The sequence below is a fragment of the Sphingobium rhizovicinum genome, from assembly GCF_042647625.1.
GTDB lineage: Bacteria > Pseudomonadota > Alphaproteobacteria > Sphingomonadales > Sphingomonadaceae > Sphingobium > Sphingobium rhizovicinum.
In genome coordinates, this window is record NZ_JBHRVU010000003.1 from 1 (window position 1) to 21561 (window position 21561).

Below are 21561 nucleotides of genomic sequence, written 5' to 3' on the forward strand. Positions count from 1 at the left end.
CGGGCGATCGGCAGCCGAGTTCGCGCAACTGCACGCCCCGCGCGGTTGCAGCGCGTTCATTGACGCGTCCACCCGTTTCGCGCTCATCGCCCCGAAACAGCTTGCCGCCCAGAAAGGTGCCGGTCGCGAGAACGACGGAGGACGCCTGAAGCGCACGGCCATCCGCCAGTGCGATCCCGGCAATGGCGTCATCCTCCAGCAGCAGCGCCGCCGCTTCGCCTTCGACAATATCCAGACCAGCCTGCGCATCCAGCATCGCATGGATGGCGGCGCGATAGCGTTTGCGGTCGGCCTGAATGCGCGGTCCCTGTACGGCCGCACCTTTGCTGCTGTTGAGCATGCGATAATGAATGGCTGCGGCATCGGCGGCGCGCGCGATCAGGCCGTCGAGCGCATCGACCTCGCGCACCAAATGCCCCTTGCCCAGACCGCCAATGGCCGGGTTGCAGGACATGGCGCCGACCGTCGCTTTCTCGAAAGTCAGCAGCGCCACCGACGCGCCCTTGCGCGCCGCCGCAGCGGCTGCCTCGCAGCCGGCATGGCCGCCGCCGACCACGATCACATCATAGCTTGTTCGCATGACGCGCCCTTATCAGATTTGGGGCATCGTGGTCAAAATTGTTCCACGTGGAACAGCATCTATTTGCCGATGCAAAATCCCGAAAAGAGCCGGTCCAGCATATCCTCGGTCCCGGCCTGCCCGGTCAGCGCGTCGATCGCGCGGCGGCAAAGGCGCAATTCCTCGGCAGCTACCAGCAAATCGCCGGTCGATGCGGCTGCATCAAGATGCGCGCACAACTGTCCAACTTCTTGTCTCTGTCGCGCATGCAGGGCATAATCCCCCTCGCCAGGCAGCAGGGTGGCGGCGCTTGAGAGCAGGGTTTCGATCAGGATCGCCATCCCCTCCCCGTCCGGGCCGACAGGGATAGGCCGGGCCGCGCCGCTTCGCTGCGGTCGCTCTGGGCGGCGATCAGGATCGCGTCGGCGCGCGGCAAAGCATCGGCCTCGCCCAGCCACAGGATGATGTCCGCCGCCTCCAGCGCGGCATGGGCGCGGTCGATGCCGATCGCCTCGATCGCGTCGCTCGTCTCGTCCCGCAGGCCGGCGGTATCGGTGAAGAGAAAGGCGGTGCCGCCAATCGCGGCCGGCACTTCGATCCGGTCGCGGGTGGTGCCGGCAATGTCGGATACGATCGCCGCGTCCCGGCCGACCAATGCATTGAGCAAGGTCGACTTGCCGGCATTTGGCGGGCCGGCCAGCACCACGCGAACGCCGTCGCGCAAACGCTCGGCCGATGGCGCGGCGAGAATAGCGCCGACATCCTGCGCCAGCGCGGCGATGCCCTGCCCTATCCGCGCCTCGATCGCGTCATCGGGCACATCATCCTCGTCGGAGAAATCGAGTGCCGCTTCGGCCATGGCGGACAGGGTCAGCAATTCATTGCGCCAGCCATTGATCCGGCGGGAAAAATGCCCCTCCGCCATCAGCAGCGCCGCGCGGCGCTGGCCCTGGGTTTCGGCGGAGAGCAGATCGGACAGACCCTCGACCGCGTTCAGGTCCATGCGCCCATGAGCAAAGGCGCGGCGAGTGAATTCGCCCGCTTGCGCCCGGCGCAATCCAGGCATGGCGGCCAGCGCATCCTCCACCGCCGCGACGATGGCCCGGCCGCCATGGCAATGGAGTTCGACCATATCCTCGCCCGTGACGGTTGCGGGACCGGGCAGCCAGAGCAGCAGGGCGCGATCGAGCGGACTGCCGTCGCGCGGATCTTTCAGCAGGGCAAGGCTGGCGGTGCGGGGCGTGGGGATGCGCCGCGCCAGCGCCTCCAGCGCGCTGCGCGCCCGTGGCCCGCTGATCCGGATAACCGCGATCCCCGCTGGCGGCGCACCGCTCGACAGGGCAAAAATGCTGTCGTCTTGACCCTTCGACACGGACCTTATTTCTTCTCGTCCTTGCCGCCGATGCCCGCCAGACCGACATTCATCATCTGCTGGAACAGGCGCATGCCCGCATCGCCCAGTGGCGAGAAGCTCTTGAACAGCGTTTCCATCTGCTCGACGCTGCCGACGCCATCAAAGCTGTCGAGCATCGTCTTGACATATTTGTCATGAATGGGCGTGACATCGGGCAGGCCCAGAAAGGCGCGGGCCTCGGCGGGCGTGCAATCCACGTCGACGGATACTTTCATGTCCCTGCTCTTCCCTGTTGGCGGCCGGCCGCATGGGGCCGTTTGATCGCGTCGTGCCGTCATGCCGCAAATAGCCGCATCAACGCAAATTTTAAACGCGGCAGGTGGTTGCGCGACTCCCCGGATCGGCCAATATGCGACCCAATCTCACTCCGCGGAAGGATCATGGCATGGGCAGCTTCACCCCGATCGACACTCTGGAAGGGGATGCGCAATTCGACGCCTATGTGGCGCAGCCTGAAGGCGAAGCGCGCGCGGCGATTATCGTCATCCAGGAAATTTTCGGCGTGAATGAAGGCATTCGCCATAAATGCGAGAGCTGGGCGAAGGCAGGCTATCTGGCCTATGCACCCGATCTGTTCTGGCGGCTGGAGCCGCATGTCGAACTGGATGCCGATGTGCCGGCGGAAATGGAGCAGGCGCTGGCCTATATCCCGAAGTTCAATCAGGATCAGGGCATCCGCGATATTGAGGCGACCATCAAGGCGGCGCGCTCTGCCCTTGGCGGCGCAGGCAAGGTGGGCGTCGTCGGCTATTGCCTGGGCGGCCGCATCGCCTTCATGAGCGCCTGCCGCACCGATGGCGATGCCTTTGTCGGCTATTATGGCGTGGGCATCGATGGCCTTCTGGGGGAACAGCATGCCATCGGCAAACCGACCATGCTGCATATTCCCACCAATGATGGTTTCGTGTCCCCCGAAACGCAAAAGGCGATGCATGACGGGCTGGCCGATAATCGCCATGTGACGCTGCATGATTATGAAGGGCTGGACCATGGCTTCGCGGCCGAGACGGGCAATCGCCGGGTCGAGGACGCCGCGCAACTGGCGGACCAGCGGACCGCGGACTTCTTCGCAGCGGCGCTTGCCTGATGTCGGGCGCATGGCGGATGGTGGCCCGCAGCCATGGCGGGCCGGAGGTGATTGCGCGCGAGGATTTTGATCCGGGCCAACCGGGCGAAGGCGAAGTGCTGATCGCGCAGGATGCGGTCGGCCTCAACTTCATCGACACCTATTATCGCACCGGCCTTTACCCCGCCCCCCTGCCCACCCCGCTGGGGTCGGAGGGCGCCGGGCAGGTCGTCGCCGTGGGCGCGGGTGTCGACGGCTTTGCCGTCGGCGATCGGGTCGGCTGCGCCAGCGGTCTGGGCGCTTATGCCACGCATCGCATCGTCCCGGCCGATCGGGCGGTGAAAATCCCCGACGCCGTGTCGAGCGAGGACGCCGCCGCGATGATGCTCAAGGGCATGACCGCCTGCTATCTGGCGGAAGACACGATCGCGCTACAGGCCGGGCAGGTGGCGCTGGTCCATGCTGCCGCTGGCGGTGTCGGATCGATCCTGGTGCCATGGCTGCGGGACAAGGGCGTGATCGTGATCGCCCATTGCGGATCGGCGGCAAAGGCGGCCTCTGTCGAGGCCGATCACAGCCTGTCCGGCGCGTTTGACGATCTGGCCGCAACGGTGCGCGACCTGACCGGGGGCAAGGGCGTCGATGTGGTCTATGACGGCGTGGGCAAGGATAGCTGGGGCGCTTCGCTCGCCAGTCTTAAGCGGCGCGGCCTGATGGTCAGCTATGGCAATGCGTCGGGGGCGGTGCCGCCGGTCAGTCTGCTCGACCTCAGCCGTGGCGGATCGCTTTACGTTACCCGCCCTACCCTGTTCGATTATATCGCGACGGCGGATGAACTGGCGCACACCGCCGGGCGGCTGTTCGACCGGATGCAGAACGGGGTGGTGAAGGCGCAGATTGGCCAGCGTTTCGCGCTTGCCGATGCAGCGCAGGCCCATCGTGCGCTGGAGGCGCGCCAGACGACAGGGGCGACGGTGCTGATCCCCTGACGATGAGGGCGCTGCTCGCTGCTGTGCTGGTAGTGCCCCATCATGACAGGGGTGGTTGAGCGGAGCAGCGTTGCCCCTCCGCTCCACCGCAATGTCATTTGCGCGGGCGCCAATGCTGCATCATCTTGCGGAAACGCGACGGCGCCTCGCTATCCTGAGGCAGATCGATGGGGGCGGCAGGCTCGGTTGCCGGCGCGTCGCGCGCGACCAGAGCCGTGTGCTGGATCTGGTCGACGGCCTGGAGCAGCGGCAATTTGGTGCAGACGATAGCGTCCTGCAAACCGCCGCCTAGCCCGCCGCCCATCCAGCAGCCATAATCCACCTTGGTGATCGCCATCCCTGCATTCCACACCATCTTCTGGATCAATGCCCGGTCGAAGGCGATGAAGGCCAGGGGGTCGGCGTCATTACCGGTCAGGACGTCGCCCGCCCGCCGCATCCGTTCGGGATCGAGCGGGAAAAGGGCTTGCCCGGACAGGACCATGTGACGGGAAAAGTCGTTCAGTTCGAAGCAGGTGAACATGAAGCGCCCACCGGGACGCAGCATGGACGAAACGAAATGCAGCAAGGACTGGAAATCGGCCTGGGTGACATGGGTGAAGACCGAAAAGGCATAGGCATCGGTGAAATTGTCGCGATATTGCTCGCTCAGCGCCGATTGCGACTTGCCAGCCTGACGATCGATGAAGGCGTCATAATGATGATTGGCGCCGGTGATCAGCTCGAATTTGGTGCCGGGCAGATATGGCGCGATCTGCTGGTCGCAGAAATCGATCACCGGCGGCATGATGTCCATGCCGATCAGCTGTTCAGGGCGAACCCCGGCCTTCCACAGCGACACCAGACCACGGCCAATGCCGCAGCCAAAATCCAGAATCCGGGACTGGTTATGTAGCGGCAGCAATCGGGTGAGAATGCCGATCGATGCGTCGCCCACCAGTTCGGGGTCGGACCCGCCCACCCAATCATTCATCGGGCTGGCCCGCATCTGATCGAAGATGTGCGATAATTCTGACATTGATGGAGACCCCTTCCCCTTTGGAGACGGGCGACGCTAACCGTTGAGGTTAGCAATCACAAGCGGTTACTATGCGCTGTTTACTGGAGAAATTGCAGCCGAGATGATGCAGATCTTTGGCGTTGAGCGGATGCCAGGATGCCTGGGAAGATGTGATGGCATCGTCAACAGCGGACATTGCGATAAGGGAAAAGCCGGATCGGCAGACGAGCGGGCGTCGGCCGATCCGGCTTTCATAAAAACCAGTTGGCGGGCGATGCCGCAGCATCGCCGGTCGTTTTACTGATTCATCGTCGCGAAGAAATCTTCGTTGGTCTTGCTGTCCTTCATCTTGTCCAGCAGGAATTCCATCGCATCGACCGTGCCCATCTGCATCAGGATGCGGCGCAGCACCCACATCTTGCTGAGGGTCGGCTTTTCCACCAGCAATTCTTCCTTGCGGGTGCCCGACTTGCCGACGTCCAGCGCCGGGAAGATGCGCTTGTCGGCGACCTTGCGGTCCAGCACGATTTCCGAGTTGCCGGTGCCCTTGAACTCTTCGAAAATGACTTCGTCCATACGGCTGCCGGTGTCGATCAGCGCGGTGGCGATGATGGAGAGCGAGCCGCCTTCCTCGATATTACGCGCCGCGCCGAAGAAGCGCTTGGGGCGCTGAAGGGCGTTGGCGTCGACACCGCCGGTCAGCACCTTGCCCGACGAAGGGACGACGGTGTTGTAGGCGCGGCCGAGGCGTGTGATCGAATCGAGCAGGATCACGACGTCCTTCTTGTGCTCGACCAGACGCTTGGCCTTTTCGATCACCATTTCGGCGACCTGGACGTGACGGGTGGCCGGCTCGTCGAAGGTGGAGGACACGACCTCGCCCTTCACGCTGCGCTGCATGTCGGTGACTTCTTCCGGGCGCTCGTCGATCAGCAGGACGATCAGGAAGACTTCGGGATGGTTGTCGGTGATCGCCTTGGCGATATTCTGGAGCATCACGGTCTTGCCGACGCGGGGCGGCGCGACGATCAGGGTGCGCTGGCCCTTGCCCTGCGGGCTGACGATGTCGATGACGCGGGCCGACTTGTCCTTGACCGTGGGGTCCAGCGTGTCGAGGCGCAATTTCTGTTCGGGATAGAGCGGCGTCAGATTGTCGAAATTGACGCGATGACGGACCACATCGGGATCGTCGAAATTGACCGAGAGCAGCTTGGTCAGGGCGAAATAGCGCTCGCCATCCTTGGGCGCGCGGATTTCGCCTTCCACCGTATCGCCAGTGCGCAGGCCGAATTTGCGGACCTGATTGGGCGAGACGTAAATATCGTCGGGACCGGCCAGGAAGTTGGCTTCGGGACTGCGCAGGAAGCCGAAGCCGTCCGGCAGCACCTCGATCGTGCCCTCGCCCATGATCTGTTCGCCATTTTCCGCCTCGGCCTTGAGGATCGCGAACATCAGGTCCTGCTTGCGCAGCGTCGATGCGCTTTCCACGCCCAATTCCTCGGCCATGGTGACGAGGTCGGCGGGAACAGTCTTTTTGAGGTCCTTGAGGTGCATTTGCGAGTCGGTCCGATGCGGTGGAAAGAAAAATGATGGGAAAGGAAGGAGATAGCCGGACAGGAAAGCCGGAAACCCTCGCTCCGGACGGGCGAGGAGAGATAGATTTGCGTTTAGCGATCCGTCGCCTGTCTCGTCAAGGCAGGATGATGACGGATTTCAACGGAAAATCGCCATAAAGCGCGCCTGGACGGCCAGTCGAGCCGCTGGCGCGATGGCCGGCTGTCATGATATAAGAAGCGCATAAGAAAATTTGAAGGACGAGGATATGGGACGCTTCCCTGTCTCGACATGGGCCTCGCTGGGGATCGCGCTGGCGATCGGCGGATCCCCGCTGGCCGCGCAGGATGCCCCGGCGCTTGACCCCGACCAGCCGCCTTCGGTCGTCCGAACGACTACGGACCCCGATGCGCGCGTCACCATCCCCATCTCGATCGGCGGCAAGGGGCCGTGGAACTTCATCATCGACACCGGATCGCAGCGCACCGTCATCGCCCGCGAACTGGCCCAGCAATTGGCGCTGCCGCCGCGGGACACGGTCACGATCCTCAGCATGACTGGCCGGTCGGAAGCGCACACCGTCGCCCTGCCCCGGCTGGGCTTTGGCGGCAACATGATCGACGATATTCAGGCGCCGGTGCTGGAGGGAGAGAATTTGGGCGCGCCGGGCCTGCTCGGCCTCGACAGCCTGCATGCCAAGCGGGTGACGCTCAATTTCCGCACCGGGCGGATGGAAATCGCCAATAGCGGACCCAATCGGCGCGTGTCGGTCGATCCCGACACGATCGTCGTGGAGGCGCGGCGCAAGCGCGGCCAGCTGATCCTGCTCGATTCCGACGTCAACGGCATGCGGGTCAATATCATGCTGGATACCGGAACCAATTTCAGCATCGGCAATCTGGCGCTGCGCGACCGGCTGATCGCCAAGAAGCGCGCGCCGGCGATGATGGAAGCGACGCTGACCAGCGTGACTGGCGGCACGCTGACCGGGCAGGTCGGGCGGATCAAGTCGGTGCGCATGGGGCGCGTCAACCTGATCGAGGTGCCGGTGCTCTTCGCCGACGCCAGTCCGTTCGCGGAACTGGGGCTGGAGGACAAGCCGGCGTTGCTGCTGGGGATCAGCGCGCTGCGGATATTCGATCGGGTGGCGATCGATTTCGGCCGGGGCAAGGTCGATTTCCTGCTGCCTGACGCCAGCGCGCTGGAAAAGACGCGCTTTGCCGCGAACGATCAGGGCAAGGGATAAGGTTTTACTGCCCCTGCGTCGGCCGGTTCTGCGGCTGTTGCTGGCGCTGCCGATCGCGGCCCAGCACATTGTCGATCCATTGCTGGTCCAGCTTGGGCGGCTGGGGACGATCCTGCGGGTCTACCTCCATCTGCTGTTCGTCGGCATCGCTTTCCGCATCCGATCCGCCGGGGCGGGCGCGATCAATCGGCAGGCCGTTCTCATCGACCATCATGCCGCCCGACTGCATGCCGTTGTCGGGCTGGCCATAATAGGCTTCATCGTCCGGCTCCAGCTGCCATTCGGGTAGGGTGACTTCCGTCTCGAATTGCTCGACCGGGCGCTTGGCGACGGCGACTTTCATATAGTCGGCAAAGGCCCGAGCCGGCGCACGCCCACCCTGTAGCCCGCCAACTGCCCTGGCATCGTCACGCCCCATCCAGACGCCGGTGGTGATACCGCTGGAAAAGCCCAGGAAATAGCCATCCTTGTTGCTGGTCGTCGTGCCGGTCTTGCCCGCCACCGGACGGCCGATCTGCGCCGCCTTGCCGGTTCCGGTGCTGACCGCCGTCTGCATCAGGTCCGTCATGCCGGCGGCGACCCAGGGGGCCACCAGCACGCGGCTGGTATCGTCCTGATGCTGGTAGAGCAGGCGTCCGTCGGCGGTCGTGACCTTGGTGATGCCATAGGGCGCCACGGCAATGCCCTTGCGCGCGATCGAGGCCGCGGCGCGCGTCATGTCGATCAGACGCACGTCCGATGTGCCCAGCACCATCGAAGGATGGGTGTTGATCGGCGTCGACACGCCAAAGCGGCGCGCCATGTCGGCGACGGTCGGGAAGCCGACTTCCACGCCCAGCTTGGCGGCGATGGTGTTGATCGAATAGGCAAAGGCGGTGCGCACATCGATGTCGCCGGCGAAGCGTCCATTGGCGTTGCGCGGGGACCAGCCGTTGATCGTCACTGGTTCGTCGGTCACGCCCGTATCGGGGGTATAGCCCGCCTCCAGCGCCGCCATATAGACGAAGATCTTCCAGGCGGACCCCGGCTGGCGCGTCGCCGTGGTGGCGCGATTATAGTTGGACGTCACATAATCGAGGCCGCCGACCATCGCCCGCACCGCCCCGTCGCGGTCCAGGCTGACCAGCGCGCCCTGCGTGCCTGCCGGAACATTGGCCTTGATCGCCGCGGTTGCGGCATTCTGCATGCCAAGGTCGATCGTCGTATAGACTTCCAACGGTTCGTTCGGCTCGTCGATCAGCACATCGAGTTGCGGCAGCGCCCAATCGGTGAAGTAGCGCACGCTGTTCTGCGGCGGCTCGGGCGCCATGCGGACGCCGGCCAGATTGGCATTGGCATGCTCACTGGCCGAAATCGCGCCATTTTCCTGCATTAGGTCCAGCACCACGCCGGCGCGACCGACGGCTGCTTCGGCGTCGGCGGTGGGGGAGTAGCTGGACGGCGCCTTGACCAGACCGGCGATGATCGCGGCTTCGGGCAGGTCCAGGCTGGTGGCGGGGTGGCCGAAAAATTTGCGGCTGGCCGCATCAATGCCATAGGCGCCGCCGCCGAAATACACCTTGTTGAGGTAAAGTTCGAGAATCTGCCGCTTGGAGAATTTCCGCTCCAGCGCCAGCGCCAGCACCATTTCGCGCAGCTTGCGGCCGAAACTGTAACTGTTGTTGAGGAAGATGTTGCGCGTCACCTGCTGGGTGATCGTGGATGCCCCCTGCCAGCGCCGGCCCTGCCCGCGCCGTTCCACCGCGACCCATGCGGCGCGCGCCATGCCGATCGGATCAACGCCGGGGTGCAGGTAGAAACGCCTGTCCTCGGTCGACACCATCGCATCGACCATGACCTGCGGAATCTGGTCATAGCTCAGCCACTGGCCGAAACTCGGCCCGAGCGATACGATGACGCTGCCGTCGGCGGCGTGGACGCGGATCATCTGGCCATTGGGGGAGGATTTGAGGCTGTTATAGTCGGGCAGCGATTGCATCGCGATCACCACCGCGACGACCACCGCCAATAATCCAGCCACTGCCGCCGCCAGGCCGATCTTCAGCCCGCGCACCGCCCATGTCTTCACGCGACCCCGCGGGGCGCTCTTGCTCTTGCTTGATCCTGCCATTTGTGCCGCCCCGGATACGCGCTAATCCCGGCCCCGGCCAGCGCAAATCCTGCAACCGGCGCGGAAAAAGACCGTCGCGCCGTCCATGGCGAACGACGCTTTACCCCGCGATGAACGAGGGGTGTGCAGTCATGATCGAGGCCGGATGAAATTGGCATGCACCGGCCGGTAAAAGGCCGCCCGGCAACGCGGCGTCGCTACTACTTTTCGCGCGGCTTAAAATCCAGCCCGGCGCTGTTCATGCAGTAACGCAGGCCGTTCACGCCCGGCCCGTCGGGAAAGACATGGCCCAAATGCCCTTCGCAGGCAGCACAGCGCACTTCGGTGCGGATCATGCCATGGCTGGCGTCGCGAATTTCCTCGACCGCGTCGATATCGACCGGCGCAGTGAAGCTGGGCCAGCCCGAACCGCTGTCATATTTTTCATCGGCATCGAACAGCTCCGCGCCGCAGCCGGCGCAATAATAGACGCCGTCCGCCTTGTTGCTGTTATATTTGCCGGTGAAGGCGCGTTCCGTGCCGGCTTCGCGCAGCACATGATATTGTTCGGGGGACAGGCGCTCGCGCCATTCCGCTTCGGTCAGAGTGATCTTCTCCATGGGAGCAATATGGCCCCGCAGGACGGGTCTATCAAGCCCGCTCGCGCGCGGCCTGTCGCGCGATTGCCAGCAATTCGTGGCGCACCATCAGGTCGCCCGTTCCCCGCCCGCCGCGACTGGCGCGTTCAGCCTCCAGCAGGCGCTGGATGACGCGGGCGATGCCGGTGGCGTCCCACAGGCGTACCTGCCGCGTCACCAGCCCCTTCTCCTTCCAGAACACCGCCTTGCCGGCCGATTCAACGGCGGCTTCCAGCCTGCCGCTGGCGTCGAAGGCGTCGCGGATCGCGGCGATCAGCATGGCGCGGGTCAGCAGCGGCCGTATGACCGACGCCATGGCCGCGCCGGTTTCGGTCAGGCTGGTCAGTTCGCGGTGCATCCCTTTCAGGTCGCCGCCCAGCACGGCGTTGACCAGCGGGCCGATCTCCGTGTCGGGATTGTCGGCGGACAGGGCGTCGAGCGCTTCCTGCGTGGCCTCACGCGGGCGATCCGGCGCGGCGTCGAGATAGAGGATCAGCTTCTCCACCTCCCCCGCCATCAATGCGCGGTCGCCATTGGCCAGGTCCACGATCCGGCGGGCAAGATCGGTCGGCAGGCGCAGGCCGCTTTCGCGCGCGATGCCGATCGCGATCTGCTCCGCCTCGCGCGGGTCGGGCTGATAGGAAATCAGCGCCATCGCCGCCTTGTGATCCAGCGCCAGCTTGACCAGCTTCGACGTCGCCTTGAGCGCGCCGGCGACCGCGATCACGGGATTGCCCGCCGCCTCCGCCTCCAGCAGGGCGGTCAGCGCAGGTACGGATTCCTCGCCCATGCCGCTGATGCGCACCCAGCGCCGATCGCCGAACATGGAAAAGGATGCGGCTTCGTCCGACAGGCGGGCCGGATCATCCTTCAGCGTGGCGCCGTCCAGGTCGATCCGTTCCGCCTGCGGCCCCATGGCGCGCTCCAGCCGCTTCGCCAGCGCCTGACTCCCGGCCTCATCGGGACCATAGAGCAGGAAGAAGCGGATGTCGGTCGGTGGCGCGTCCAACGCCCTTTCCATCTGGCCGCGATTGGCCTTCAAGGATGGGCGGCCTTGCGCGAAAACAGGGCCAGCCGGGTGACGATCTGATCCGCCACCGTCTGCGACAGCCGTTCCAGCGCCGTGTCTTCGGCCGCGATCGTGGCATATTCGCTCGACGTGACGTCAATGCCCGCGTCGGACCCGGCGGTATCGTCCAGCACCTGCGCGCCGGTGGCCTGATCGACCAGTTGATAGCGGGCGCGCAGGGTGCGCCGTTCGCGTGTGATGGCGGCGTCGGAGCGCAGGCCGAAACCGCTGATATTGTCGTCCAGCTTCACCACCAGCTTGTAGCGCGGACCATCGCCGCCCCGCATGGCGGCCAGCCGGTCGTTGAGCGCATTGCGCACCAGCCAGCCATTCTTGCCCTCGATCGGGGCGACTTCGACATTGCCCAGCGCCTGCGCGACCGCGCCATGCCCGCCCCCGCCAAAGACCGGGCGCAGGCCGCAGCCGGCAAGGAGCAAGGGGACGGCGAGCAGGGGAAGGATGCGCTTCATGCGGACCTCCATAACCGTTCGCCCCTTGCTTGTCGAAGGGGCGAACGGATGTTGTCAGATCACTAGGTTGACCAGCCGGTCCGGCACCACGATCACCTTCTTGGGCGTCGCGCCATCCAGCGTGCGAATGACATTGGGTGCGGCGAGCGCCAGCTTTTCCAGTTCGTCCTTCGGCGTCCCCTTGGGCACGGTGATGGTGTCGCGCAGCTTGCCCATCACCTGGCAGGCGATGGTGACTTCATCGTCCACCAGCAGCGCCGGATCGACCACCGGCCAGGCCGCATTGGCGATCAGCCCCTCTCCGCCCATTTCCGCCCAGCCTTCTTCGGCCAGATGCGGCGTCATGGGCGCGACCAGCAGCGCAAGGCCGCGGATCGCGGCGGTGCGGCTGGCCGAAGGCTTGGCCTTCTCGATCGCGTTCACCAGCTCGTAAATCTTGGCGACGGCCTTGTTGAAGCCCAGTCCTTCAATATCCCTGGCCACGCCATCGACGGTCTGGTGCAGCTTGCGGTCCAGCGCCTTGTCCTGCCCCTCGGCTGACGCATCGGCTTCGCCGAACAGACGCCAGACGCGGTTGACGAAGCGCCACGATCCTTCGATCCCAGCCTCGGTCCAGGGCAGGTCACGCTCGGGCGGGCTGTCCGACAACATGAACCAGCGCACCGCGTCCGCGCCATATTGGCCGATGATGTCGTCGGGATCGACGACATTCTTCTTGGACTTGGACATTTTGATGACCCGGCCGACCTCGACCGGGGCGTTGTCGGCGATCAGCGTCGCGCCATCGGACGTCCGGTCGATCTCGCCGGGCGCGAAATAGACGGGGGGCAACCCCTCGCCCTGTTCGCGGCTATAGGTTTCGTGCGTCACCATGCCCTGCGTGAACAGGCCGGTGAACGGCTCGGCAAAGCCCAGCTGCCCCATATGCTGAAGCGCGCGGGTCCAGAAACGGGCATAGAGCAGATGCAGGATCGCATGTTCCACGCCGCCAATATATTGGCCGACCGGCAGCCATTGCTCGACCGTGGCGCGATCGAACGGCTTGTCCTTGGGCTGGCTGGCGAAGCGGATGAAATACCAGCTGGAATCGGCGAACGTGTCCAGCGTGTCCGTCTCACGCACGGCGGGCTTGCCGCAGGACGGGCAATCGACATGCTTCCATGTCGCATGGCGATCGAGCGGGTTGCCGGGAATGTCGAAGCTGACATCTTCGGGCAGCACGACCGGCAGCTGATCCTTGGGCACCGGCACCACGCCGCAGCCCTGGCAATGGATGACCGGGATCGGCGTGCCCCAGTAACGCTGGCGCGACACGCCCCAGTCGCGCAGGCGGAACACGGTCTTGCCTGCGCCCCAGCCTTCGGATTCGGCGCGCGCGATGACGGCGGCCTTGGCCTCTTCCACGGCCATGCCATTGAGGAAGCGGCTGTTCACCAGATTGCCGGGGCCGGTATAGGCTTCGTTGTGGATCGGCTTGTCGGCCTCGCCCTCCAGCGCGACGACGCGCTCTACGGGAAGCATATATTTGCGCGCGAAATCGAGGTCGCGCTGGTCATGCGCGGGCACGCCCATGACGGCGCCGGTGCCATAGTCCATCAGCACGAAATTCGCGATGAAGACCGGCAGATGCCATTCCGGATCGAAGGGGTGCGCGACCGTCAGGCCGGTGTCGAAGCCCAGCTTCTCGGCCGTTTCCAGTTCGGCGGCCGTGGTGCCGCCTTCCTTGCACTTTTCGATGAAGGCGACCGCGTCGGGGTTGTTCGCCGCCACCGCCTGCGCCACCGGATGGTCGGCAGCAATCGCGACGAAGCTCGCCCCGAAAATCGTGTCCGGGCGGGTCGAATAGACTTCGATGTCCGTGTCAAACGGCGCAACCGGCCGGAAGCGGAATTGCAGGCCGACCGACTTGCCGATCCAGTTTTCCTGCATCGTGCGCACCTTGTCGGGCCACTGGTCGAGCGTCTTCAGCCCTTCCAGCAGGTCGTCGGCAAACTGGGTGATTTTCAGGAACCACTGGGACAGCTTGCGCTTCTCCACCAGTGCGCCCGAACGCCATCCGCGCCCGTCGATCACCTGTTCGTTCGCCAGCACGGTCATGTCGACCGGATCCCAGTTGACCGCCGATTCCTTGCGATAGACCAGACCCGCTTCCAGCATGTCCAGGAACAGCGCCTGTTCCTGCCCATAATAGTCCGGTTCGCAGGTGGCGAGTTCGCGGCTCCAGTCGATCGCGAAGCCCAGCTTTTTCAGCTGCGCGCGCATATTGGCGATATTGTCGCGGGTCCAGCTGCCGGGATGGACCTTCTTTTCCATCGCCGCATTTTCGGCTGGCATGCCGAAGGCGTCCCAGCCCATCGGATGCAGCACTTCATGGCCGGTCATTCGGCGGAATCGCGCCAGCACATCGCCCATCGAATAATTGCGGACATGGCCGATATGGATGCGCCCCGAAGGATAGGGGAACATTTCCAGCACATAAGAGCGCGGCTTGGTCGAGGCGTCATCCGCCCTGAAGCTCTGCTGCTCGTCCCAGGTCGCCTGCCAGCGGGCGTCGGCCTCCAGCGGGTTGAAGCGCCTCTGCATCTTTCTTCCTTACAAATGCGATCGGGCTGGGCTTGTCACAAGCCCAGCCCCAATGGTGTGAAAACAGGACGTTATCCACGCCCGAAGGGAGGGCTTTAGCCGGAGATCGCCATGCGGCGCAGGTCGCGCGCCTTGGTCAGGATCACTTCTTCCAGCTTCTGCGTGGTCGCCGCCTTGACCGGGGCGTCGACCCACTGGCCATTCTGGTTGACCTGACGGCTGGCGGCGACGCGCAGCGCGTCGGCGCGCAGATCCTGATCCAGGATCGACACGGTCAGCTTCATCCGTTCATTGGGGCTGTTGGGATTGGCATACCAGTCGGTCACGATCACGCCGCCGTTAGAATCGGTCTGCACCATCGGCATGAAGGACAGGGTGTCGAGCGAGGCGCGCCACAGATAGGCGTTGACGCCGATGGTCGTCACCTTCGACGCGGCGAGGTCCGCCTTGGGCCGGTCCTTGGAGCCGCCGCCACATGCCGCGAGCGGCAGGAGGGCAGCCAGCAACAGGCCGGAAGAAAGGGAGACGGGAAGGCGGACCATCAGGGCATGTCCTAGCTTAAAAAGACGAGAAACTGCCCGCTTCTATAGTGGTCATGCGCCATGGGGCAAGGGGGCGCGACGCGCGCACGCGACGGGGTGATCGCGCGCAGGCCATCCGACCCTGTGTATTCGATGCAACAGCTCCGACAAAAAGGCGTTCTACCACTAGCCTGTGGCGGTTTTCTGGGTGTAATGCGTTTCTAAATATCAGTCGGTGGGGACAGAGTCGGATCATGCGCGTGAATAGGGGACATCTGGCATTGGCGAGCGCGGCGGTTGCCGTGGCTGGCTTTATGCTGTCTCCTGCGATCGGCGCGGTGTCCGAACTGGCTCGGCTGCGCGCGGAGGCGCCCGTGTCGCTCGGCGCACTGGGCAGCATCTCCTCCTTTACGCCGACGATCAAGGATCCGCGCCTCGCCGCCGCTTATGCGCGCATCGCGGCCAAGGCGAGCAGCGAAGGCTTCCGCTTCACGCCGACCAGCGGTTCATTGAGCGGCCAGCGTTCGGTCACGGTGATGGTCCGCGCGGCGGACGATCGCGTTGCGGTCAACCGCACGCTGACGCCGGTGGACATCAAGCCGGTCGCCTTCAGCCTGAACGGCGTGCACAACTGGCGCAAGTTCGCCCTGCCCGACTCGGTCGGCCGCAAGGCGCTGGACCCGGTGCCGGTCGAAACGATGGTCGACGCCAAGAATTTCTCGCTGGATGACGGCAAGAAGGATCGGTTCAGCACAAAGATGCTGATCGAGAGCCATCGCGAAGCCGGTACGGGCGCTACGGTGCGCAATCCGTCCGCGGACAAGGATTATTCGCTGGATCTCGCCAGCTCCTATTCGCTGACGCGCAATCTGAACGTGACGGCGGGCCTACGCTATAATAACAGCGTTGCGGGTCGCCTGACGCCGATGACCGACGAACGGCAGGACAGCCAGGCCGTCTATCTGGGCACCATCTTCAAATTCTGATCGATTTGAGCATCTTGCTTTAAATCAGATATTTTCAATTTCCGTTCGCGCTTCGACAAGCTCAGGGCGAACGGTTGAAGGTAGGCGCATCTCAGTCTGATCGCTTATCCAAAGCCCGGCACGGGCGAAGGCAAGGCTTCGCCAGCAAAATAGGCGCGCAGATTGGCGCGCAGCATCTCCAGCATCTGCGCCACGGCGGCATCGGTCGCGCCGCCGGTGTGCGGGGTCAGCACGACATTGGGAACATCGACCCAGCGCGCCGCATCGGTTGGTTCCTGCGCGAACACATCCAGCGCCGCGCCGCCCAGCCGCCCGTCCTGCAAGGCGGCAATCAAAGCGTCTTCATCGACCAATTGCCCGCGCGCGACATTGACCAGCAGACCGCCCGCGCCCAGCGCGTCGATCACCGCCCTATCGATCATGCCACGATTGCTGTCATCGGCCTTCGCCGCCACCACCAAAATGTCGCTTTCCTGCGCCAGCGCGATCAGGCTGTCGGCGCGGGGCGAGCGCAATTCCGGCTTGGCGCGCGGTCCCCACCAGTTCACCGGCATCCGCATCACTTCGGCTCGCTGGGCGGTGGCAAGACCGATCGCGCCCATGCCGACGATGCCCAGCCGCGCGCCGGACAGCGACCGGGTGATCGTCTTGGCCCCCGCCACCCACTGACCGGCCCGCACCTGCCGGTCGCCCGCCACGATTCCGCGCCGATGCGCGAGAATCAGGCCGATCGCATGATCCGCCACATCCTGCGCATTGGCGTCCCCGGCATGGCTCACGGCGATATTGCGCGCCCGCGCCCGGTCCAGATCGACCCCGTCATAACCAACGGTGAAGCAGGCGATCAGGCCAAGGCGCGGCATCGCCGCCAGCAGCGACGGATCGAGCCGGAACTCCCCGGCCGTCACCAGCGCCTGTGTGTCGGCTGTGCGCATGCGCCCGGCCTCCTCCCACAATGGCATGACGTCATAATCCGCCGCCAGCGCCGCCAGCAGGGGCGCCAGATGCGGCTGGGCGATCAGGACGACCGGGCGCGCTTCGCTCATCCGATCTGCCTCAGCGCCTGCGCGAAGTCGGCGATCAGATCGTCCGCGTCTTCGCACCCGATCGAGATGCGGACCATATTGTCGCCGATCGCCAGCGCCTTCTTGCGCTCGGCCGGCACCGACAAATGGGTCATCGCCGCCGGATGGCTGGCCAGCGTCTCCGTGCCGCCCAGGCTGACCGCCAGCTTGGCGATCTTGAGCGCGTCGAGAAAGGCGAAGGCTTCCGCCTCCCCGCCCTTCAGATAGAGGGAGAAGGTCGATCCCGCGCCGGTGCAGTGGCGGCGATAAATGTCCGCCTGTCGCTCCGTTTCGGGGAAGCCCAGATAGACGACCTTCTCCACTTGCGGCTGATCCTTCAGCCAGGCGCAGACCTTCGCCGCATTCTCCCCCGCCCGGCTCATCCGCAGTTCCAGCGTCTCCAGCGACCGCAGCAGCATCCAGGCGCTGTGCGGATCGAGGATGGTGCCGATCGTGTTGCGCATCAGGCGAATGGCGTTGATCAGCGCATTGCTGCCCAGCACCCCGCCCGCGACCAGATCGCTATGCCCGCCGGCATATTTGGTCAGGCTGTAGATGACGAGATCCGCGCCATGCTTGATTGGCCGGTGCCACAATGGGCCAAGGAAGGTGTTGTCGATCGCGATCGGCGGCACATGCGCCTCCCCTGCGAACAGCGAGTCGCGCCGCGCAACCACCGCCTCCAGATCGACCAGCACGTTGGTCGGGTTGGCCGGGCTTTCCAGATAGAGCAGGGCGACCCGGCCCAGCTCCCTGGCCTTTTCGATCACCGCGCCAATCTCCGCCTCGGTCGCGCCGGCCGGGAAATCGAGCCATTGCACGCCAAAGCGGCCCAATATGCGCCCGATCAGCGATTCGGTCGCGGCATAGAGGGGGGCGGAATGGACGATTACGTCGCCCGGCTGGACCAGCGCCAGCAGGGTGGTGGCGATGGCCGACATGCCGCTGGAAAAGAGCAGCGCATCTTCCGCCTCCTCCCACACGGACAGCCGGTCCTCGCAAATTTCCTGATTGGGACCGTTGAAGCGGGAATAGACCAGCCCCTCTGCGCCGCCGGGCCGGATGCCGGTCACGCCTTCAAAATGGCGCTTGCCCGCAGCCGCGCTTTCGAAGGCGAAGGTGGAGGTGAGGAAGATAGGCGGTTTCAATGATCCTTCGGACAGGGTCGGATCATAGCCATGGCCCATCATCAAGGTGGCGGGCTTCAGCTTGCGGCCGTCAATTTCCATGATCGGCGCCTTGGGGCGACGGCGGTTGCCGGGCGCTTCCACCCCGGTCAGTTCGGCTTCGGTGACGGGGGGCGGGGTTTCGCCGGTCATCTTTTTTCTCCTGGCTATTTGCGGCGTCTGATGCGTCGCTGTCATGGGCAGGAGTGTAACGCAGCCTTGCCGAAAAGAGCCAGAGGGCTGAGCAACAATATTTCTCAGCCCTGTATGATTATTCCGCAGCCTGTCCGCTGGGGTCAGGCGACCAGCCCTTCTTCATCCTCGACATGGACTTTGGCGTCATTCGGTGTGGGGCCCTCATGCACCGGGCATGCATGAGCGACATTCAGCGTTTCAGCATAGAAATTCCACCACTCGCTCCAGAAGGCGAAGGGCAGGAACCAGGCGTCAAACATCGATGCTGGCAGGGGCAGCATGTCCTGTTTCTCGTTCATCGGCCGTATTTCCTCTCCATATGTCGGCCCCGCCTGCATTGCCACGGCTACTACGCCCGACTCCGTCAGGGGTTGCGCGGGGGCGAGGGGAATGACGATTTCTATCATGAACGCAGCGGCGGCACCAACATGGGGATTGCCCTAAGGCGCGGGGGCCGTGACAGCGGCGACAGGGCATCCTACATCGGATGCATGCCGGCCGCCCTTCCCGATCCTATCGAAAGCTGGTTCGCGGCGCGGGGCTGGCGGCCGCGCCGGCATCAGATGGATATGCTGGCGGCGGCGCAGGCGGGCGCGCATGCTTTGCTGGTCGCGCCGACCGGGGCGGGCAAGACGCTGGCCGGCTTCCTGCCGACGCTGGCGGACCTGATCGACGCGCCGGTCGACGGATTGCATACCCTCTATGTCTCGCCCCTGAAGGCGCTGGCGGTCGATGTGCGGCGCAATTTGCTGACGCCGATCGAGGAAATGGGGCTGCCGATCCGGGTGGAGACGCGCACTGGCGACACTCCGTCCGATCGGAAGGCGCGCCAGCGCGCCCGGCCGCCGCAGATATTGCTGACCACGCCCGAATCCCTGTCGCTGCTGCTCAGCTATCCCGACGCGGCGCTGATGTTCGATCGTCTCCGCACGGTGATCGTCGATGAAGTCCATGCCTTCGCCACGCAGAAGCGCGGGGATCTGCTCAACCTTTCAATGGCGCGATTGCAGGCGATCAATCCCGCGCTGCGCCGGGTGGCGCTCTCCGCCACGGTGGCCGATGTCGACGCCTATCGCGCCTGGCTGGCACCCGATGGCGATATTGACATGGTGACGCCAGTGCTGGGCGAAGCGGGCGCGGACCCCAATGTCGCGATCCTCATTCCCGAAGGGCGCGTCCCCTGGTCGGGCCATTCGGGCAAATATGCCTCGGCACAGGTGATGGCGGAAATCGAGGCGCGGCAGACGACTCTGGTCTTCTGCAACACGCGGGGCCTTGCCGAACTCATCTTTCAGGAACTCTGGTCGGCCAATGACGCTAACCTGCCGATCGCCATCCACCATGGCAGCCTGTCGATCGAGGCGAGGCGCAAGGTGGAATCGGCGATGGCGGCGGGCAAGCTGCGTGCGCTGGTGGCGACGGCTTCGCTCGATCTGGGCGTCGACTGGGGCAATGTCGATTGCGTGATCCAGATGGGCGCGCCCAAGGGATCGTCCCGCCTGCTCCAGCGCATCGGCCGCGCCAATCACCGGCTCGACATGGCGTCCGAAGCGATCCTGATTCCCGGCAATCGCTTTGAATATCTGGAGGCGCGCGCGGCGCTGGATGCCGTCGAGGCAGGCGAACGGGACGCCGATGATTTCCGCCCCGGCAGCCTCGACGTGCTGGCCCAGCATATCATGGGCCTTGCCTGCGCCGGGCCGTTTCGGGCGGAAGAATTGCTGGAAGAGGTGCGGTCGGCAACGCCCTATAGCGCGCTGACGGCAGAAGCGTTCGATGCCGTGCTGCACTTTATCGAGGGCGGCGGCTACGCCCTGCGCGCCTATGATCGTTTCAAGCGACTGACGCAGGAGGCGGATGGCCAGGGAAATACGCTTTGGCGCGTCTCCCATCCCCGCTTCATTCAGCAGCATCGACTGAACGCCGGCATCATCGTCGATCAGCCCGCCCTCGCCGTGCGCTTCGCCAATGGCCGTAAACTCGGCACGGTGGAGGAAGGGTTCGCCGCCACGCTGCGGCCGGGCGACAGTTTTTTCTTCTCCGGCATGGCGCTGGAGGTGGTGCGGATGGACACGAGCGATCTGGTGGTGCGCGCCACCACGAAACAGGCGCGCATCCCCAGTTGGGGCGGCACCCGCATGGCCATGTCGACGCGGCTCGCCGACCGGGTCCGCCACTTTCTTGCCGAACCGCAGGAATGGCATCGTTTCCCCGCCGATGTGCGCGAATGGCTGGAAATGCAGAAGCTGCGCTCCGCCCTGCCCCAGCCTGGCCAGCTGCTGATCGAGACTTTCCCGCATGAGGGGCGGCACTATCTGGTCTGCTACAGTTTCGAAGGCTGGAATGCGCACCAGTCGCTGGGCATGTTGCTGACCCGGCGCATGGAAAGTCAGGGGCTGATGCCGCTGGGCTTCGTGTCCAACGACTATGCGCTGGCCGTCTATGGCATGAAGCCCGTGACCGATCCGGCCAGCCTCTTTTCCGCCGACATATTGGACCATGAATTTGTCGACTGGGTCGAACAGTCGAGCCTGCTCAAGCGCGCCTTTCGCGATGTGGCGGTGATTTCCGGCCTGATCGAGCGGCAGCATCCCGGCAAGCGCAAGACCGGGCGACAGGTGACGTTTTCTACCGACCTCATTTACGACGTGCTGCGCAAATATCAGCCCGACCATCTGTTGCTCAAGGCTGCCTGGGCGGATGCCCGCGCGCGCATGACCGATGTGGGCCGTCTGGGCGACCTGATCGATCGCGCCGCCACGACGATGCTGCATGTGCCGCTGGACCGCGTCAGCCCGCTCGCCGTGCCGGTGCTGATCCTGATCGGCCGGGAGCATGTGGCGCAAAGCGCTGCGGAGGACGCGCTGCTGATGGAGGCCGAAGCGCTGGTCGCGGAGGCGATGCGGGCGGACTGAGACCTAGAGCATTTTCGAAGCAGATGGCATCATCTGG

18 protein-coding genes and 1 pseudogene are annotated in these 21561 nt (G+C 64.6%); 5 read left to right on the forward strand and 14 right to left on the reverse strand.

Features of this window, described 5'->3' with window-relative positions:
- The 3 genes and pseudogenes from ACFOKF_RS01245 to ACFOKF_RS01255 all read right to left on the reverse strand — a co-directional run.
- A partial coding sequence (locus ACFOKF_RS01245) for an FAD-dependent oxidoreductase (RefSeq protein ID WP_380792369.1) occupies positions 1-580 on the reverse strand: 580 nt, incomplete at its 3' end.
- Between the two features lie 59 nt (positions 581-639).
- Positions 640-1931 (reverse strand): annotated as a pseudogene (gene mnmE, locus ACFOKF_RS01250) (tRNA uridine-5-carboxymethylaminomethyl(34) synthesis GTPase MnmE).
- 5 nt (positions 1932-1936) lie between these two features.
- Entirely contained in the window at positions 1937-2188 is a 252-nt protein-coding gene (locus ACFOKF_RS01255; protein ID WP_380792372.1) for a DUF6489 family protein, read from the reverse strand.
- A 170-nt stretch (positions 2189-2358) separates the two neighbouring features.
- Between ACFOKF_RS01255 and ACFOKF_RS01260 the strand changes: the two genes are divergently transcribed.
- Together ACFOKF_RS01260 and ACFOKF_RS01265 are read left to right on the forward strand one after the other, a co-directional pair.
- Positions 2359-3060, forward strand: coding sequence for a dienelactone hydrolase family protein (locus ACFOKF_RS01260; RefSeq protein ID WP_380792375.1), 702 nt, complete (start codon positions 2359-2361; stop codon positions 3058-3060).
- Entirely contained in the window at positions 3060-4028 is a 969-nt protein-coding gene (locus ACFOKF_RS01265; protein WP_380792378.1) for a quinone oxidoreductase family protein, read from the forward strand. The genes ACFOKF_RS01260 and ACFOKF_RS01265 overlap by 1 nt, the downstream gene beginning before the upstream one ends.
- A 94-nt stretch (positions 4029-4122) precedes the next feature.
- Here ACFOKF_RS01265 and ACFOKF_RS01270 read toward each other — a convergent pair whose 3' ends face one another.
- Positions 4123-5046: a methyltransferase domain-containing protein gene (locus ACFOKF_RS01270; RefSeq protein WP_380792381.1), complete on the reverse strand. Its 924-nt coding sequence runs from the start codon at positions 5044-5046 to the stop codon at positions 4123-4125.
- A gap of 279 nt (positions 5047-5325) precedes the next feature.
- On the reverse strand, positions 5326-6582 hold the full coding sequence (gene rho, locus ACFOKF_RS01275; RefSeq protein ID WP_298400045.1) for a transcription termination factor Rho: 1257 nt from the start codon (positions 6580-6582) through the stop codon (positions 5326-5328).
- A gap of 268 nt (positions 6583-6850) precedes the next feature.
- Between rho and ACFOKF_RS01280 the strand changes: the two genes are divergently transcribed.
- Positions 6851-7828 (forward strand): aspartyl protease family protein, encoded by a 978-nt coding sequence (locus ACFOKF_RS01280; protein ID WP_380792385.1) that lies wholly within the window; start codon positions 6851-6853, stop codon positions 7826-7828.
- 4 nt (positions 7829-7832) lie between these two features.
- Here the strand turns inward: ACFOKF_RS01280 and ACFOKF_RS01285 are convergent, their stop codons facing one another.
- From ACFOKF_RS01285 to ACFOKF_RS01310, 6 genes are all read right to left on the reverse strand, one after another.
- A complete protein-coding gene (locus ACFOKF_RS01285; protein ID WP_380792388.1) occupies positions 7833-9938 on the reverse strand; it encodes a transglycosylase domain-containing protein in 2106 nt (701 codons plus the stop codon).
- A 200-nt stretch (positions 9939-10138) separates the two neighbouring features.
- Positions 10139-10537, reverse strand: a complete 399-nt coding sequence (gene msrB, locus ACFOKF_RS01290; protein ID WP_380792391.1) for a peptide-methionine (R)-S-oxide reductase MsrB — start codon at positions 10535-10537, stop codon at positions 10139-10141.
- 31 nt (positions 10538-10568) lie between these two features.
- A complete protein-coding gene (holA, locus tag ACFOKF_RS01295; protein WP_380792394.1) occupies positions 10569-11597 on the reverse strand; it encodes a DNA polymerase III subunit delta in 1029 nt (342 codons plus the stop codon).
- Entirely contained in the window at positions 11594-12094 is a 501-nt protein-coding gene (lptE, locus tag ACFOKF_RS01300; protein WP_380792397.1) for an LPS assembly lipoprotein LptE, read from the reverse strand. Before lptE ends, holA begins: the two co-directional genes overlap by 4 nt.
- Before the next feature lie 54 nt (positions 12095-12148).
- A complete protein-coding gene (gene leuS / locus ACFOKF_RS01305) occupies positions 12149-14677 on the reverse strand; it encodes a leucine--tRNA ligase (RefSeq protein WP_380792400.1) in 2529 nt (842 codons plus the stop codon).
- A gap of 95 nt (positions 14678-14772) precedes the next feature.
- Positions 14773-15222, reverse strand: coding sequence for a DUF3576 domain-containing protein (locus tag ACFOKF_RS01310; protein WP_298400077.1), 450 nt, complete (start codon positions 15220-15222; stop codon positions 14773-14775).
- 230 nt (positions 15223-15452) lie between these two features.
- Here ACFOKF_RS01310 and ACFOKF_RS01315 point away from each other — a divergent pair, with 230 nt between their 5' ends.
- Entirely contained in the window at positions 15453-16184 is a 732-nt protein-coding gene (locus ACFOKF_RS01315; protein ID WP_380792403.1) for a hypothetical protein, read from the forward strand.
- Positions 16185-16288: 104 nt separating this feature from the next.
- On the opposite strand, the gene ACFOKF_RS01320 is transcribed toward ACFOKF_RS01315, so the two are convergent.
- The 3 genes from ACFOKF_RS01320 to ACFOKF_RS01330 form a co-directional block, all read right to left on the reverse strand.
- Positions 16289-17230: a 2-hydroxyacid dehydrogenase gene (locus tag ACFOKF_RS01320; RefSeq protein WP_380792406.1), complete on the reverse strand. Its 942-nt coding sequence runs from the start codon at positions 17228-17230 to the stop codon at positions 16289-16291.
- Positions 17227-18567 (reverse strand): cystathionine gamma-synthase family protein, encoded by a 1341-nt coding sequence (locus ACFOKF_RS01325; RefSeq protein WP_380792409.1) that lies wholly within the window; start codon positions 18565-18567, stop codon positions 17227-17229. The genes ACFOKF_RS01320 and ACFOKF_RS01325 overlap by 4 nt, the downstream gene beginning before the upstream one ends.
- A 143-nt stretch (positions 18568-18710) precedes the next feature.
- The gene (locus ACFOKF_RS01330) at positions 18711-18908 is read right to left on the reverse strand and encodes a hypothetical protein (protein ID WP_380792412.1); all 198 of its coding nucleotides are present in this window, start codon (positions 18906-18908) and stop codon (positions 18711-18713) included.
- Between the two features lie 192 nt (positions 18909-19100).
- On the opposite strand from ACFOKF_RS01330, the gene ACFOKF_RS01335 reads away from it, so the two are divergent.
- Positions 19101-21524 (forward strand): ligase-associated DNA damage response DEXH box helicase, encoded by a 2424-nt coding sequence (locus tag ACFOKF_RS01335; RefSeq protein WP_380792415.1) that lies wholly within the window; start codon positions 19101-19103, stop codon positions 21522-21524.
- Positions 21525-21561: the final 37 nt, after the last annotated feature.

Excerpts from the sequence above, each read along its gene's own strand:
- ACFOKF_RS01255 (WP_380792372.1), bottom strand. The coding sequence starts at position 2,188 with ATGAAAGTATCCGTCGACGTGGATTGCACGCCCGCCGAGGCCCGCGCC.
- ACFOKF_RS01260 (WP_380792375.1), top strand. The coding sequence starts at position 2,359 with ATGGGCAGCTTCACCCCGATCGACACTCTGGAAGGGGATGCGCAATTC.
- ACFOKF_RS01265 (WP_380792378.1), top strand. The coding sequence starts at position 3,060 with ATGTCGGGCGCATGGCGGATGGTGGCCCGCAGCCATGGCGGGCCGGAG.
- ACFOKF_RS01270 (WP_380792381.1), bottom strand. The coding sequence starts at position 5,046 with ATGTCAGAATTATCGCACATCTTCGATCAGATGCGGGCCAGCCCGATG.
- rho (WP_298400045.1), bottom strand. The coding sequence starts at position 6,582 with ATGCACCTCAAGGACCTCAAAAAGACTGTTCCCGCCGACCTCGTCACC.
- ACFOKF_RS01280 (WP_380792385.1), top strand. The coding sequence starts at position 6,851 with ATGGGACGCTTCCCTGTCTCGACATGGGCCTCGCTGGGGATCGCGCTG.
- ACFOKF_RS01285 (WP_380792388.1), bottom strand. The coding sequence starts at position 9,938 with ATGGCAGGATCAAGCAAGAGCAAGAGCGCCCCGCGGGGTCGCGTGAAG.
- msrB (WP_380792391.1), bottom strand. The coding sequence starts at position 10,537 with ATGGAGAAGATCACTCTGACCGAAGCGGAATGGCGCGAGCGCCTGTCC.
- lptE (WP_380792397.1), bottom strand. The coding sequence starts at position 12,094 with ATGAAGCGCATCCTTCCCCTGCTCGCCGTCCCCTTGCTCCTTGCCGGC.
- leuS (WP_380792400.1), bottom strand. The coding sequence starts at position 14,677 with ATGCAGAGGCGCTTCAACCCGCTGGAGGCCGACGCCCGCTGGCAGGCG.
- ACFOKF_RS01315 (WP_380792403.1), top strand. The coding sequence starts at position 15,453 with ATGCGCGTGAATAGGGGACATCTGGCATTGGCGAGCGCGGCGGTTGCC.
- ACFOKF_RS01320 (WP_380792406.1), bottom strand. The coding sequence starts at position 17,230 with ATGAGCGAAGCGCGCCCGGTCGTCCTGATCGCCCAGCCGCATCTGGCG.
- ACFOKF_RS01325 (WP_380792409.1), bottom strand. The coding sequence starts at position 18,567 with ATGACCGGCGAAACCCCGCCCCCCGTCACCGAAGCCGAACTGACCGGG.
- ACFOKF_RS01330 (WP_380792412.1), bottom strand. The coding sequence starts at position 18,908 with ATGAACGAGAAACAGGACATGCTGCCCCTGCCAGCATCGATGTTTGAC.
- ACFOKF_RS01335 (WP_380792415.1), top strand. The coding sequence starts at position 19,101 with ATGCCGGCCGCCCTTCCCGATCCTATCGAAAGCTGGTTCGCGGCGCGG.